Here is a 14,962-nt window from a genome sequence, read left to right on the forward strand (position 1 = left end):
CAGTTATCAGCCCCTAGACTGAAAATCCACAGATTCAGTTCCAAAGCGATTTGCACGCTTATAGGTACCAAAGTCATTAAATCTCACACCTGCCTCTGCCATGATTTTATGCGCGACAGGTGCGGTCATCTGCCGAAGATAGAACGGATCCCTTACCACGAAATGATGAATACTGTGGGTACTACCAAAATTAAAACAAAACAATTGGAAGGGCCACAACCACCAGTGATTCATCACTTGGGTCTGCTGCAAGGGATTACGCGGAGCAACATCCCCGTAGTAGTGCATATTGGAACTGATGAAATACAGGCAGAACTGGCGAATAATATTCGGCGCAACAACAATAACCACCGCACTATTGACCACCTCCATCACCTGCAACATCGCCGCTGAACTCTGGACCTCCAGGCCCGCCATGGGTCCGAGCCAAGTCACCAGGTGATACCCCAGGAACATATACCAACAGCCCCAGTACAACAGTCCAAGGGGCGTATTCAGCCGGATGATCCTGCCCAGCAATTTGACCTTCTGCCGCCATCCCGGTGCACGAACAGCATTCACCAAACCAAACAGGAAACCGTCTATCAACTTCAACAGCCGCAGGGCGCCCCAGGGATTGCCACTGGTGGTGATCCATGCCTCAACGTCCGTAGCGGTGCCGGATTCCTTATGATGGTGAAAATGCAAGCCGCGCCGGACCCAGGGGCTGGGCATTCCCGGGCGAGCCAACCAGCACAACAACATCATGAGATTATGCGCCAGGGGTTGCTTTCTAAAATACAAACGGTGAATCAGGTCATGTTCAACCTCATGAATAAATGACGTCAGTAATGCGTTCGCCAGAATACATAACCACGCCGGTATAGCGCCTTGTATATACAAGGCTCCAGTAGTCACCATCCCGAATACCGAAAACACCATGACACCATGACACCATGACACCAGCACCCAAGGTATTCTGATATTTCAAAATGGGATAACGCTTGCGCAGTTGATTGCCATGCTCGGAAATTTTCCGGGTGACATCTTCGATTATTTGCTGGTCTGTCATGGGACGACCGTTAGCAGGTTCCTTAATTATTGGATTCATCACTTCATCCTTTAAAAACAATGAGTGGGAGAGGAGCCCAAACAGGAAAACATATTTGAATCACGAAACAAGCCATTAACTATGAAAGGTACTTACTCCAGCTAAGCGGCGGCCTGAGCCGCATGTTTACCCAGCAACTGTTATGAATGACCGACCGGTCTAAATCTGCACTATAAAGTCCCTAGAATTGCTACAGAACGTAATAACAGTAAAAGAGCATTGAATTCTTAATTCCTGTCTAACAACCCATGAAAAACACCAACCTTAACCACATAATTCAATGAAGAATTGGAATAAGCTCTTATCAGAGCGTTTATATTCCGCAACATTGGCGAGCCATAAAAAACCATCGGTATGGTTAAGCCACATGAGCTCCCGGTTCGCCAACACCATCCAAAATAGGCTGCCCAGCGCAGGCGACGATCGACATCGTCCTAGATGATGTCTGGCGATATGCGCTAAACCCTGCCCGGCAACGAGCCGTAGGCGGTATTTTTCCCATTGGCTTCCTGCCCGGGGTGGATAAAGGCAATGTCCCGCGGGCTGATCCGCGCCTCGATCAGCAACTGGTCGCCCAAGGGCGCGATTTCCATCAACTCGCCCCCCAGCGCCAACACCCCGCCAATGCCCGAAGTCCAGACATCCTTGACGATAACCGTGGGTCGGTGCGGTGAGCACCGTGCGGGTCAGCTGGTCGACCCGGCCCTCGCGTACGTTGAGCGAAGGTCCAGCTCGGAGTGGGTTTTGCTGAAGTCGTCCTTGGGCCGCACAAAATAGTCGTCGCGGGTCGACTGATAGCCGCTGGTCAATTCGGCCAGCCGTTGCTGCAAACGCAAGACCTCAACTTCGTTGGCAGTGCCGCTGCGTACCAGCGGCAAAAAAGCTCGGCCAAAAACGCCCGTGAAGTCTGCGAGCTTGTAGGCATAGATCGCAGGACCTTTTTTGCGCATCTGGCTCGCTGTCGTACTCAAAGCACGTCAACCCCCCAGGCTCCTCATGCAGGCTTTCGAATCAGGCTCGGGCCCTTTGAAAACAGGCGAACACCCGCTGTCAGCTGCCGATATATGCATTGAGAGCAGTGGAGGCCAAACCTCAAGCTCGACAGCCTTCAAAGACGCTCAACTGCAAAGCCCGCCGCCAATCTGTGACTGCGTCGCGGGGCTATGTGGCGAAGGCATCTGGGCGCCGCAGATTGTGCCTTGGCGGCCAATGCAGTGAAAATTCAACGGCTCACCAAAAAAAATGCAATTTCGTGCAAAAAAACGATCTAACAGATTGTTCTGCTGTACCTTTAGCCCAAATATCAGAGAAATATCACGATCCAGCACACGGCCGCTGACTGTTTTCCCATGCGCAAACTTCTCTACATCACCTTCACCCTGGCTCTGCTTGCCGCCATCACCAGTTATGCACTCTGGACCCGCGACCGTCCGGGGGCGCACTACCTGTCGGACTTGCGTATCCAGCTCGCGGTTGATCAAGGCGTGCCCGCCGATCACGGCAACCTGCTGGCTATTGAGCCCGAACTCTTTCCCACCGATTACCAGAGCACCGAACGCCTGCATCGCAAGCTCGCGGCCTACCTGCAACAGGCCCGTGATCATGGCCTGGTAAATGACAAGACCATTGTCGTGCTGCCGGAACATGTCGGCACCTGGCTGATGGTCAGCGGCGAAAAGAATGAGCTGTATCAGGCCACATCCTTGAAAGAAGCCATGAACTGGCTCGCGGTGAGCAACCCGTTGCCCTTCCTCAAGGCGCTGATCACTGCCAAGGGGGAAAGCCGCCTGGATGATGCACATCTGCGCATGAAGGCAAAAAAAATGGCCAAGGACTACCAACTGCTGTTCGGCGGACTGGCCAAGGAATTCCACGTGACCCTGGTGGCCGGCTCGATCATTCTGCCGGAGCCCAGCGTCAACCAGGGCAACCTGCAGATCGGCAGCGGTGCCCTGTACAACAGTAGCCTGGTGTTCGGCAGCGACGGCCTGCCCATCGGCCAGCCCCAGCGCCAGATCTATCCGACCTATGCCGAAAGTGGCTACGTCCACGGCGACACCCGGCAATCGGTCCAGGTCATCGACACCCCTGCTGGCCGCCTCGGGGTGCTGATCGGCAGCGACAGCTGGTACCCCGACAACTACCGCAAGCTCAATGAGCAAGACGCGCAACTGGTGGCGGTTCCGGCCTTTGTCATGGGCAAAGGCAGTTGGGAAAAACCCTGGCACGGCTACAAGAGCATCACCACCCCCAGTGAGGTCAGCCTCAAGCCCGAGGAGACCAGCGAAGGCGACGCCTGGCATCGCCTGACCCTGACCGCCCGCCCCCCCAGCAGCCTGGCCACTGCGGGGGTCAGCGTGTTCCTGCGCGGCCATTTCTGGGACCAGAGCAGCAGTGGCCACAGCTTCATCAACAGCAATGGGCAGACCTTTGCCGACGAGGGCGCCCGAGGCGCTCGCTTGCTGAACATCTGGTTGTAAGCCGATGAAGCCCCCACAGATGCGCCTCGGCGACTTGTCGGTGGGATTCGTCCACAGCCTGGCGGACGCGATCCACAGCCATGGACTGGATCCTGCGCCCCTGCTGGCGCAATACGCCCTGGACCCTGCCAGGCTGGCAGAAGCTGGGGCGCGGCTGTCGATCCCCCGCTACATGCGCCTGGGCCACGCGGCGATCCAGCTCACCGGCGACCCGGCATTGGGCCTGCGCATGGGTCGCCTGAGCCGCCTGAGCCAGGCCGGCCTCGCCGGAGTGACCGCGGCGCAAGCCCCTAGCGTGCGTGAGGCGGCCCGTTGCCTGACACGTTTCGAAGCCTTGTACGGTTCCAACTATCGTGGCCAGTCGAGCTTTCAAGAAGACGCCGATGGCGCGTGGCTGCGCTTCTATTCAATCAGCCCGTACAACGCCTATAACCGCTTCGTGGTGGATTCGATCATGTCTGGCTGGCTACAGCAGTTGTCCAGCCTCTGTGGTCAAGCCATCCATGCCGAGCAGATCGACATCGAGTTCGAGCGCCCGGACTATCACGACGCCTACGCCCTGCTCGGCCCTGCACCGATCCAGTTCGCTGCCGAACAGAACCAACTGCGCCTGAACCAGGCCAGCCTGGCGCTGCGTAACCCGGAACATTGCCCGAGCACCTGGCGTCATCTCGTGCACTTGTGCGAAAGGGAGCTGGAACAGTTGACCCGCACCCGCAGCCTGCGCGAGCGCATCATTCAGTTACTCGGGCCGTTGCTCAATGGTGGAAGGGAGCCGGGCCTGGAAGAAGTGGCGACACGCCTGAAGCTGCCGACCTGGACCTTGCGGCGCAAACTGGCGGAAGAAGGGACGCAGTTCCGGGCAATTCTCAATGACACCCGCCGCGACCTGGCCATGACCTATATCCGCGATACCGAACTGGCGTTCGGCGAGATTGCCTATCTGCTGGGTTTTGCCTCAGCCGAGGCATTTCAACGGGCGTTCAAGCGCTGGAACGGTCAGACCCCTGGGGAGTTCCGGCGCAGCCATCGACAATTTGGCTAAAAAAAAGCCACCGGCGTTACAGCTCGGTGGCGTCATCTGCTGGTTCCAGGGAATCCAGCTCGAAAGCTTGATACTCCAGCAGTTCCTCTTGGTAATCGTCCATCGCGGACTCCTTTTCCCGTTGATTGAATAACCCTGTGCCTAATGACCATCGGGATCAGCATAAAGTGCCGGGATGACAGAAAAAATACTACCCCTCAGGTCAAGATTTCTGTCGTTAAAACGTAACAGCCTGTATGGCGGCCGTTGATGCCTTGTGCTGTTAACGGATCGACAGTGAAAAAGCCGACCCAAACACAGTTCCAACGTCTTAGTGGCCACTGCTTGGCAGGGTAGGAATCGGCTCGGTCGGCGGCGGCAGGTTGCTGACAGGCGGCGGGGTAATGGTTTCAGCTGCCGGGACTGACTCGCTGACAGGCGCCACGACGATAGGCGCGGCCTCAGCCGGTGGGGCCACTGGTTGCGAAACGGCAGGCTCGGGTTCACTGACAGGGGCCAATGGCGTGCTCAGCGCAGGCACTGGCTCGTGCACCGGGCCCTGCGGCTTGGCCTCAGGCTGGATTTGCGGCTTGTTCTCCGGCATTCCCAGATCCGTCTTGGGCTTGTCTTCGATATGCGCCGCCTTCTTCGCCTCCTGGGGCAGGAACAGTTCCACCAGGGCGAAGTAACGCTCGTAGAACTTGGCGGAGGACACAGTCTCACTGGCCACCTTGACCATCGAATCGTCCGTGGAGCCAATCGGCATCGACACCGAACCCAGCACGCCAACCCCCAGGCTCGCCGAGTTGTTCACCTTCTTCAGCGCGTAGCGATCCTGCAGCGCGTTGGCGAACATCGTCGAGCGGTGGTCCCCACTGCCATCCTCGGCGCAAACCACATTGAAGCTGATCTCCAGGTGCGTTTCGCCGGTCTGCTGAAAACTCTTGTGGCCACTGACCAGCTTCGGGTCGTTGCTGGTGATGATGTAACCCTGACTGAGCAGGGCCCGCCGCGCGGCTTCACATGAGGCAGCATCGCTCACCGGGTAATTGCGCGAGAAGGTGCCAGAATCATCGAAGCTTTCATGCTCGTAGATGGCGGTCTTGTGCGACGAACAACCTGCGACCGCGGACAGCAGCAACGCCCCGGCCGTGGCGCGCAGATGAAATGATCTAAACATCGAAAATCCTGAGGAAAACGCTCTGGGGCGTATTGTGCAACAGATCAGCGCCCCGCAGCGCGGGTAAATGGTGTCTTAAATTTCACACAGGTTTACTGACCGCGATTTGCCGGAAAAAGTCGCTCGCTCAAATGTTCAATCAACACCCGCAGCTTGGCTGCCGCATGTCGACTCGATGGCCACAGTACCCAGAACGCGCCGTGGTACTCCAGGTACCCATCAAGCACGGTTTGCAGCTCACCGCGCTGTACCGCCGCTTGCACCATGAAGTCCGGCAGGCAGGCGATGCCCAGGCCGCTGCGTGCAGCGTGCTCCACGGCCTCGATGGAACTGCTGGTCAGGCGGGTCGGTAATACCAGCTCTGACAGATGGGCTTCGGGGCGGAACGGCCAGGGCTCAGGTTTGCCGGTGTGATGAAATGTGTGTCGCAGGCAGGCATGGTTCCGCAGCTCCTGGGGGGACTGGGGCATACCTCGCTGCTGGAAATACCCGGGGCTGCCCACCAGCACCATGTGAAAGCGTCCCAGCTGCCGCGCCAGAAGCCTGGAGTCCTTGGGGTTGCCGGTACGCACCACCAGATCGAAACCCTCCTCCACCACATCCACCATGCGGTCGGAAAGGTCGACGTCCAGTTCGATCTGCGGATAACGCTGCATGAACTCCGCCAGCACCGGCATCAGCAAGCCGTGGACCTGAGGCGCGCTGACCCGCAGTTTACCCACAGGGGCGCTGGAGGAATCACACAGCTGGAATTCAGCGGCCTCGGCCTCGGCGGCAATCCTGCGACAGCGCTCGAGGAACCCGGCGCCTTCGGCGGTCAGGCTAATACTGCGGGTGGTGCGATGGAACAGGCGGGTTTCCAAACGCTCTTCCAGCCGCGCAATGCTCTTGCCCACCGCTGAGGACGACACCCCTAAAAGACGCCCAGCCTCGGTAAAGCTGCGGGTTTCCGCCACCTGCATGAACACCGGAATACTGCCCAGCCAATCCATTCGGCACTCCATGATTAAGGACTTCTGAGTCCGATAAGTTCGGAACCTTAGCCTATTTTTCCGCCATGCACAGCGCTCTACCCTGTGTCCCTCACTTCTGAGCATCCGAATCGGGACCCTCCATGAACAACTCCGTCAATGCCGGCGAGCTGCTGCAAACCCCCGCCGCAACCCGTGAACGACTTCCCGTCGGCGGCCTTCTGGCCCTGGCGACTGCGGGCTTCATCACCCTGCTGACGGAGGCCCTTCCCGCGGGGCTACTGCCACAGATGAGCACCAGCCTGGCGGTATCGCCGTCGCTGATCGGCCAACTGGTGACCTTGTATGCCCTGGGCTCATTGCTGGCCGCCATTCCCCTGGTGATCCTCACCCAGAGCTGGCGGCGACGCCCCTTGCTACTGATCGCCATCGGCGGTTTTGCCATCGTCAACAGCATCACCGCCCTGTCCACCGACTACAGCCTCACGCTGGTCGCCCGATTCTGCGCCGGAGTCTTCGCCGGCCTGCTCTGGGCCCTGCTGGCCGGTTATGCCAGCCGCATGGTGGCACCTCACCTGCAAGGCCGGGCAATTGCCCTGGCCATGCTCGGTGCTCCGGTGGCGCTGTCAGTGGGCATTCCCGCTGGCACCCTGCTGGGCAATCTGGTGGGCTGGCGCATGAGCTTTGCCATCATGACCTTGCTGACCCTGGGGCTGATCGGCTGGGTGCTCTGGCAAGTGCCGGACTTCCCCGGCCTGCGTGCGCAAAAACGCCTGCCCCTGCGCCGAGTCCTGACCTTGCCGGGAATCAGGCCGGTGCTGTTCGTGACCTTCGCCTATGTACTGGGCCACAACATTCTCTACACCTACATCGCACCATTTCTCGAGCCCGTCGGACTCACCGGGCAGATCGAGCGGGTGCTGCTGGTGTTCGGCCTGGCTGCGCTGTTGAGTATCTGGGTGGTCGGCTTGCTGATTGACCGCTGGCTGCGCGAGTTGGTGCTGATCAGTTGCCTGTTGTTTATCGCCTCGACTGTGCTGTTGGGCCTGTTCAGTCACTCGGCTGCAGCAATCTACAGTGCAACGGCGATCTGGGGGCTGTCGTTCGGCGGCATGGCCACCTTGCTGCAAACCGCACTGGCCAAGGCCGCAGGCGAGCATGCCGATACCGCCCAGTCGATGCTGGTCACCCTGTGGAACCTGGCAATCGCCGGGGGCGGCCTGGGCGGTGCGTTGCTGTTGCAGGGGCCAGGGGTCGTGACCTTCCCCTGGGTGATTGGCGCCTTGCTGCTGATGACCTTGCTGGTGGCGGTGAACGCCAGGCACCAAGGCTTTCCGGCTCACCGCTGATGCAATCGCCAGCGATCCAGCGGACTGTTCCAGGTTTGGCACGTGATTGCCTGCGCCAGCCTCTGCTGCTCCAACCTTGCCTTGGCCATGGATCTCTGGGTGCGGGACACCGACAGCGTCAAGCCGATGGAAGATGCCCGAGGGTCGGGGATCGAGATCCATATCGACAGCTCGGTGGAACTGGCGCGCTACCTGCTTGAGCACTACGGCGTCATGTCCATCACTCAACTGCGTCGTGGCGCCGACTTTCCAGTGAAGCCGGTGCTGGCCTGTTGCTGTACAGCTGGGCTACAACGATCTGGCAGCTCACCTGCATGCACGTAAACGCTGGCAGACCTCTGCGCCCTGAGATTTATCCGGGCGAAAAAAAGACCCCGGCCTTGCGGACGGGGTCTTTTCAACGCTGCGGATCAGGCATCAATAACGCTTGATGTCCGCCTGGTTTTCCAGCTGCTTGCGATAGGCAGCAAAGTCTTGCTGCCCCACGCGCGAGGCCAGAAAGCGACGGTACTGCGCCTTCTCTTCCTCACTCGGCGCAGCGGCTTCGTTGACGCCGTTGAGCTGCAGCACCAACAGATTGCCATTAGGCAAGGTCACGCTGGTGAAGGTCGGCTTGTCCTTGGATTCAGGCTTGGCCATACGGAACAAGGCCTGCAGAACAGTCGGATCAATACCGTCCTGGCCACGGGTCACTGCTTGCGCGACTTTCCAGTTCTGGCCATCCACCGGCTTGTTCAGCGCGGTCTTGCCATCGCGCAGGCTGGCGATCAGCTCTTCAGCCTTGGTCTTGGCCGCGGCACTCGCGTGCTCCTTGGCCAATTGCGTGCGAATGCTGCTGGCAACGCTTTCCAGCGGCAGTTGCTCTGGCTTGCGATGCTCTTTGGCACGCAGTACCACGACAGTTTCCGGGTCCAGCTCGATGGCGGTGCTGTTGGCACCCTCATCAAGGACTTCGGTGCTGAAAGCTGCTTGCACCACTGCACGGTTGGCGGCAATGCCGTCGCCACCTTCACGGCCGAATGGCGCAGAGGTATGAACGGTCAGCTTCAGGTCCTGAGCTGGCTGCGCCAGGTCGGAAGCTTCGAAAGACGAGTCTTCCAGTTGCTTGGTCGCCTCGACGAAACGCTGCTCGACCTGCTGGGTTTTCAGCTCACGGGTCAGCTTGTCCTTCAGGCTGGCAAAGCTTGGCACTTCCGGTGCTTCAACACCCAGCAGCTTGATCAGGTGGAAACCGAAGTCAGTACGCACCGGCGCCGACACCTGGTCCTTGTTCAGCGCATACAACGCTTTCTCGAAGACTGGGTCATAAACACCGGGACCTGCGTAACCCAGGTCGCCGCCATTGTTGGCCGAACCCGGGTCCTGAGAGAACTCCTTGGCCAACGCCTCAAAGCTTTCGCCCTTGGCCAGACGCGCCTGGATCTCTTCGATCTTGGCCTTGGCCTGAGCCTCGTTCACCTTGTCGTTGACTTCGATCAGGATGTGCGCCGCGCGACGTTGCTCGGACAGATTGGCAACTTCCTTCTGATACAGCGCTTGCAGGTCTTCGTCCTTGACGCTGACCTGATCAAAGAAGGCGGCCTTCTTCAACTCGATGTAGTCGATCACCACCTGGTCCGGAGTCATGAACTCCTTGGCGTGCTGGTCGTAGTAGGCCTTGACCTCTTCATCGGTCAGCTTGACCGCTGCCGGATCGGCCTTGATGGCCAGGGAAGCGAAATCACGGGTTTGCTTTTCCAGACGAGCGAACGCCTGTACCTGAGCGTCGGTGACAAAACCGCTACCCGCGAGGCCGGCACGAACCTGGCCGATCAGCATTTCCTGAGCCAGCATCTGACGGAATTGCAGGCGGGTATAGCCCAGCTGACGAATCACCTGATCGAAACGCTCTGGACTGAATTTGCCTTCAACCTGGAATTCCGGTGTCTGCAGGATCACCTGATCCAGCGCGCCCTCGGAGAAAGCGAACTTGGAATCCTGCGCACCTTGCAGCAACAGCTTGCGGTCGATCAGCCCTTTCAGGGCGGCTTCGCGCAGCATCTTCTCATCCAGCAGGGAGGCATCGAAGTCTTTGCCCAACTGTTGCATCAGTTGACGACGTTGCATGTCGACGGCCTGGCTCAACTCGTTCTGAGTGATTTCCTCACCGTTGACCTTGGCCGCGTCCTGGCTATGGGTTGTGGCCTTGAAAATGGCATCGAAACCGGTCAACGCCAACAGCGCGACGATGACCCCGATGATGGTTTTGGCAATCCAGCCTTGTGAATTGTCCCTGATATTCTGCAGCATGCGTCCCCCAGAAACGGCTGTACTTCAATTTGAGCAACCGTGGAGCGTGGGTAGAGTCCGGATAGAAGAAAGGCGCATCCGAGGATGCGCCTTCTCGTAACTGGCGGAGCGGACGAGAGTGAAACCGCGACCCTCGGCGTGAGCCGGTGATACACCGGCCGACTAGCGCTCCGCTGCCAGATCAGGCATGACCCTGACCCGGATGGGCAAAGACCCTGAAGAAACTTAGTTAACAGCTTCTTTCAGTGCTTTACCGGCTTTGAAACCTGGCTTTTTAGCAGCAGCGATTTCCAGAGTCTTACCGGTCTGTGGGTTACGACCGATACGCGCTGGACGATCAGTTACGGAGAAAGTACCGAAACCAACCAGCACCACAGAGTCACCGGCCTTCAGAGCGCCAGTAACGGATTCGATTACAGCGTCCAGCGCACGGCCAGCAGCAGCTTTCGGGAGATCAGCAGATGCAGCGATAGCATCAATCAGTTCCGACTTGTTCACTCTAAGTCCCCTTATATATCTATGAGTATGATTCTAAGTTTTTTGGTGAAAGCAAAAACGAGTGCTGAATGGCCTACAGACACTTAAGAGCCGCTTTATAACAAGGGCTCTAAAAAGCTGTCAAGGAAGCCCCTCAAGCTAATGCGTATTAATGCGTGCTAATTCTTTCCTTAGAGTCAGACTCGCGTTTTTCGTCCTTTGCAACTATCTCGGGAGCCACATCCGGCAAGGGCTCCGGCGCGTATTGCAGCGCAATTTGCAGGACTTCGTCAATCCATTTAACCGGTTTAATCTGCAGATCCTGCTTGATATTGTCAGGAATTTCCTTCAAATCACGCACATTCTCTTCCGGAATGATCACCGTCTTGATTCCACCACGGTGAGCCGCGAGCAATTTCTCTTTCAGCCCGCCGATGGCCAGCACCTGACCACGCAAGGTGATCTCGCCGGTCATCGCTACATCAGCCCGTACCGGGATGCCGGTCAAAGCCGAAACCAGCGCCGTGCACATGCCTACGCCTGCGCTAGGGCCATCCTTGGGTGTTGCCCCTTCCGGCATATGGATATGAGTGTCGCGCTTCTCATGGAAGTCCAGGGGAATGCCCAGGCTCTTCGCCCGACTGCGCACCACGGTCAATGCCGCAGTAATCGATTCGACCATGACATCACCCAGAGAGCCGGTCTTGATCAACTGGCCTTTGCCGGGAACCACAGCGGCTTCGATGGTCAACAACTCACCACCGACCTGAGTCCACGCCAAACCGGTTACCTGACCAACCTGATCCTGCTGCTCGGCCAGGCCGTAGCGGAACTTACGCACACCCAGGAAGTGCTCCAACAGCTCGGGAGTGACCTTCACCGAGAAGCGTTTTTCCATTGCATGCTCTTTCACCGCCTTGCGGCAAACCTTGGCAATCTGACGCTCCAGGCCCCGGACACCGGCTTCGCGAGTGTAGTAACGAATGATATCGCGGATCGCATCCGGATCGAATTCCAACTCGCCCTTCTTCAGGCCGTTGGCCTGTATCTGCTTGGGCGACAGGTACTTGACCGCGATGTTGATCTTCTCATCTTCGGTGTAGCCGGGCAGACGAATCACTTCCATCCGATCCAGCAATGCCGGCGGAATGTTCATCGAGTTGGAGGTGCAGAGGAACATCACATCGGACAGGTCGTAATCGACCTCCAGATAGTGATCATTGAAATTATGGTTCTGCTCAGGGTCCAGGACCTCAAGCAGTGCCGAGGCCGGATCACCGCGCATGTCGCTGCCCATCTTGTCGATTTCATCGAGCAGGAACAGCGGGTTGCGCACGCCAACCTTTGTCATTTTTTGAATCAATCTTCCCGGCATCGAACCGATATAGGTCCGACGATGCCCGCGGATTTCCGCCTCATCACGCACACCACCCAAGGCCATGCGGACAAACTTGCGATTGGTTGCATTGGCGATCGACTCCGCCAGGGACGTTTTACCCACCCCGGGAGGACCAACCAGGCACAACACCGGACCACGAATCTTTTTCACCCGCTTTTGTACGGCGAGGTATTCAAGAATTCGTTCTTTGACTTCCTCCAGACCATAGTGGTCGGCATCGAGGATATCTTCGGCGCGCGCGAGATCGAGACGAACCTTGCTCTGGGCTTTCCACGGCACCTGAACCAACCAGTCGATGTAAGAACGAACAACAGTCGCCTCGGCCGACATCGGCGACATCTGCTTGAGCTTGTTCAACTCGGCTTGAGCCTTGGTCATCGCATCTTTTGGCAGGCCAGCAGCATCGATGCGCTTCTTCAGCTCTTCGATTTCGTTGTGACCTTCATCACCGTCGCCGAGCTCTTTCTGAATGGCCTTCATCTGCTCATTCAGGTAGTACTCGCGCTGGCTACGCTCCATTTGCTTCTTGACGCGACCACGAATGCGCTTTTCCACCTGCAACAGGTCGATCTCGGCATCCAGCAGCGCCAGGACGTGCTCGACCCGAGCGGACAGATCGATGATCTCGAGGATTTCCTGCTTCTGCTCGATCTTCAACGCCATGTGCGCGGCCATGGTATCTACCAGGCGGCTTGGCTCATCGATGCTGTTGAGGGAGGACAACACCTCGGCAGGGACTTTCTTGCCCAGTTGCACGTACTGCTCGAACTGGGACAGCAAGCTGCGCACGAACACTTCCGACTCACGATCAGGAGCATCCACTTCGTCAATCAGGGAGACTTCAGCGCGGCAGTGACCATCAACTTCACTGAAGCGCTCTACAGCACCGCGCTGTTCGCCTTCAACCAGAACCTTGACGGTGCCATCAGGCAGTTTGAGCAACTGCAGGACAGTCGCAATGGTACCTACGCGATAGAGTGCATCTTCACCGGGATCGTCATCAGCAGGATTTCTCTGTGCCAGCAAGAGAATCTGCTTGTCGCCCGTCATCGCTGCCTCGAGGGCTTCGATCGACTTCTCGCGCCCCACGAACAGCGGGATAACCATGTGCGGATAAACCACAACATCACGCAATGGCAGGAGAGGCAATTCAATGGTTGTCTTCATGATTTCGCCTCTACGGCGGCCGTAAGGCCGTAAACAGATGGAAGTAAGCTTGAAACCAAGATGGGGGCTGCCTGCAAAAAAAACAAGCTTAAAGACAGCACTTTAAAAGCACTAAAAGAAAAGGGGCCCGAAGGCCCCTTCTTTCATTCCGACAGTGCGACGCTTACGCGTCTGGCGCTGCCTTGGCCGTCGGCTCACTGTTCTCATAGATGTACAGTGGCTGGGACTTGCCTTCAATAACGCTTTCGTCGATCACTACTTTACTCACCTCGGATTGCGAGGGGATTTCATACATAGTGTCGAGCAGAACGCCTTCAAGAATCGAGCGCAAACCACGAGCGCCAGTCTTGCGTTCAAGCGCTCGCTTGGCGACCGACTTCAGTGCATCGGCACGGAACTCCAGGTCGACACCTTCCATCTCGAACAACTTGGCATATTGCTTGGTCAAGGCGTTCTTGGGTTCGGTGAGGATCTGAATCAACGCCGCTTCGTCCAACTCATCCAGGGTTGCAAGAACTGGCAAGCGACCGACGAACTCCGGGATCAGACCAAACTTGACCAAATCGTCAGGTTCGACTTCACGCAGGGACTCGCCAACTTTCTTGCCCTCTTCCTTGCTGCGCACTTCGGCATTGAAACCAATACCGCCGCGGGTGGAACGGTTTTGAATAACCTTTTCCAGACCGGAGAATGCACCACCACAGATGAACAGGATGTTACGGGTGTCGACTTGCAGGAACTCCTGCTGCGGATGCTTGCGACCGCCTTGAGGCGGAACGGAGGCAACCGTGCCTTCAATCAACTTCAACAGGGCTTGCTGCACGCCTTCGCCGGAAACATCCCGGGTAATCGAAGGGTTATCAGACTTGCGGGAAATCTTGTCGATTTCATCGATATAGACGATGCCCATCTGAGCTTTTTCTACATCGTAGTCGCACTTCTGCAGCAACTTCTGAATGATATTCTCGACGTCCTCACCCACATAACCGGCTTCGGTCAGGGTGGTTGCGTCAGCAATAGTGAAAGGCACATTCAACAGGCGAGCCAGGGTTTCCGCCAACAGCGTCTTGCCCGAACCTGTAGGGCCGATCAGCAAGATGTTGCTCTTGCCGAGCTCGACGTCGTCGCTCTTTTTGTCGCGCTGATTCAGACGCTTGTAGTGGTTGTACACCGCTACCGCCAGAACCTTTTTCGCGCGTTCCTGACCAATCACATACTGATCAAGGATGCCGCTGATTTCTTTAGGCGAAGGCAATTTATGCGCGCTGCTCTCGGCCTGTGCTTCCTGCACCTCCTCACGGATGATGTCATTGCACAAGTCGACGCACTCGTCGCAGATAAAGACCGAGGGGCCGGCAATCAATTTGCGTACTTCATGCTGGCTTTTGCCACAGAAGGAGCAATAAAGCAGTTTGCCGTTGTCCTCGCCGTTGCGGGTGTCAGTCATTCGTTCGATCCAAATCCGATAGGCTTGCAACACAAGATGAAGGCTATTGCGGGCTTTTTCAAGCCCGCCACTGATCGGAACAACCGACC

The 14,962-nt window shown here is 57.5% G+C and carries 12 protein-coding genes and 1 pseudogene; 4 read left to right on the top strand and 9 right to left on the bottom strand.

Annotated features, from left to right (window positions below; all coding sequences use genetic code 11):
- Positions 1–6: 6 nt before the first annotated feature.
- The 3 genes and pseudogenes from GV818_RS14850 to GV818_RS34240 form a co-directional block, all read right to left on the bottom strand.
- A pseudogene (locus GV818_RS14850) lies at positions 7–1,090 on the bottom strand (fatty acid desaturase).
- Between the two features lie 458 nt (positions 1,091–1,548).
- Positions 1,549–1,743: an HlyD family efflux transporter periplasmic adaptor subunit gene (locus GV818_RS34235; protein ID WP_368668915.1), complete on the bottom strand. Its 195-nt coding sequence runs from the start codon at positions 1,741–1,743 to the stop codon at positions 1,549–1,551.
- A 33-nt stretch (positions 1,744–1,776) separates the two neighbouring features.
- Positions 1,777–2,040 (bottom strand): hypothetical protein, encoded by a 264-nt coding sequence (locus GV818_RS34240; protein ID WP_218586303.1) that lies wholly within the window; start codon positions 2,038–2,040, stop codon positions 1,777–1,779.
- Positions 2,041–2,439: 399 nt separating this feature from the next.
- Between GV818_RS34240 and GV818_RS14860 the strand changes: the two genes are divergently transcribed.
- Both GV818_RS14860 and GV818_RS14865 read left to right on the top strand, forming a co-directional pair.
- Complete coding sequence (locus GV818_RS14860; protein WP_161757382.1) at positions 2,440–3,570, top strand: carbon-nitrogen hydrolase family protein; 1,131 nt, start codon at positions 2,440–2,442, stop codon at positions 3,568–3,570.
- Positions 3,571–3,574: 4 nt separating this feature from the next.
- Complete coding sequence (locus GV818_RS14865) at positions 3,575–4,615, top strand: AraC family transcriptional regulator (protein WP_161776891.1); 1,041 nt, start codon at positions 3,575–3,577, stop codon at positions 4,613–4,615.
- Positions 4,616–4,925: 310 nt separating this feature from the next.
- On the opposite strand, the gene GV818_RS14870 is transcribed toward GV818_RS14865, so the two are convergent.
- Together GV818_RS14870 and GV818_RS14875 are read right to left on the bottom strand one after the other, a co-directional pair.
- Positions 4,926–5,774, bottom strand: a complete 849-nt coding sequence (locus GV818_RS14870) for a DUF2242 domain-containing protein (RefSeq protein ID WP_161776892.1) — start codon at positions 5,772–5,774, stop codon at positions 4,926–4,928.
- A 92-nt stretch (positions 5,775–5,866) separates the two neighbouring features.
- A complete protein-coding gene (locus GV818_RS14875) occupies positions 5,867–6,766 on the bottom strand; it encodes a LysR family transcriptional regulator (protein ID WP_161776893.1) in 900 nt (299 codons plus the stop codon).
- Between the two features lie 122 nt (positions 6,767–6,888).
- Between GV818_RS14875 and GV818_RS14880 the strand changes: the two genes are divergently transcribed.
- Positions 6,889–8,094 carry an MFS transporter gene (locus GV818_RS14880; RefSeq protein ID WP_161776894.1) on the top strand — a complete coding sequence of 402 codons (1,206 nt, stop codon included), beginning with the start codon at positions 6,889–6,891 and terminating at the stop codon, positions 8,092–8,094.
- A 42-nt stretch (positions 8,095–8,136) separates the two neighbouring features.
- Positions 8,137–8,418, top strand: coding sequence for a hypothetical protein (locus GV818_RS14885; RefSeq protein ID WP_161776895.1), 282 nt, complete (start codon positions 8,137–8,139; stop codon positions 8,416–8,418).
- Between the two features lie 93 nt (positions 8,419–8,511).
- On the opposite strand, the gene GV818_RS14890 is transcribed toward GV818_RS14885, so the two are convergent.
- From GV818_RS14890 to clpX, 4 genes are all read right to left on the bottom strand, one after another.
- Complete coding sequence (locus GV818_RS14890) at positions 8,512–10,383, bottom strand: SurA N-terminal domain-containing protein (protein WP_161757376.1); 1,872 nt, start codon at positions 10,381–10,383, stop codon at positions 8,512–8,514.
- 225 nt (positions 10,384–10,608) lie between these two features.
- Positions 10,609–10,881, bottom strand: coding sequence for an HU family DNA-binding protein (locus tag GV818_RS14895; protein WP_011062271.1), 273 nt, complete (start codon positions 10,879–10,881; stop codon positions 10,609–10,611).
- A gap of 148 nt (positions 10,882–11,029) precedes the next feature.
- On the bottom strand, positions 11,030–13,426 hold the full coding sequence (lon, locus tag GV818_RS14900; RefSeq protein WP_161757375.1) for an endopeptidase La: 2,397 nt from the start codon (positions 13,424–13,426) through the stop codon (positions 11,030–11,032).
- Positions 13,427–13,589: 163 nt separating this feature from the next.
- Positions 13,590–14,873, bottom strand: coding sequence for an ATP-dependent Clp protease ATP-binding subunit ClpX (clpX, locus tag GV818_RS14905; RefSeq protein WP_161757535.1), 1,284 nt, complete (start codon positions 14,871–14,873; stop codon positions 13,590–13,592).
- Positions 14,874–14,962: the final 89 nt, after the last annotated feature.

Origin of the sequence: Pseudomonas sp. Fl4BN1 (assembly GCF_009908285.1) — a bacterium.
Taxonomy (GTDB): domain Bacteria; phylum Pseudomonadota; class Gammaproteobacteria; order Pseudomonadales; family Pseudomonadaceae; genus Aquipseudomonas.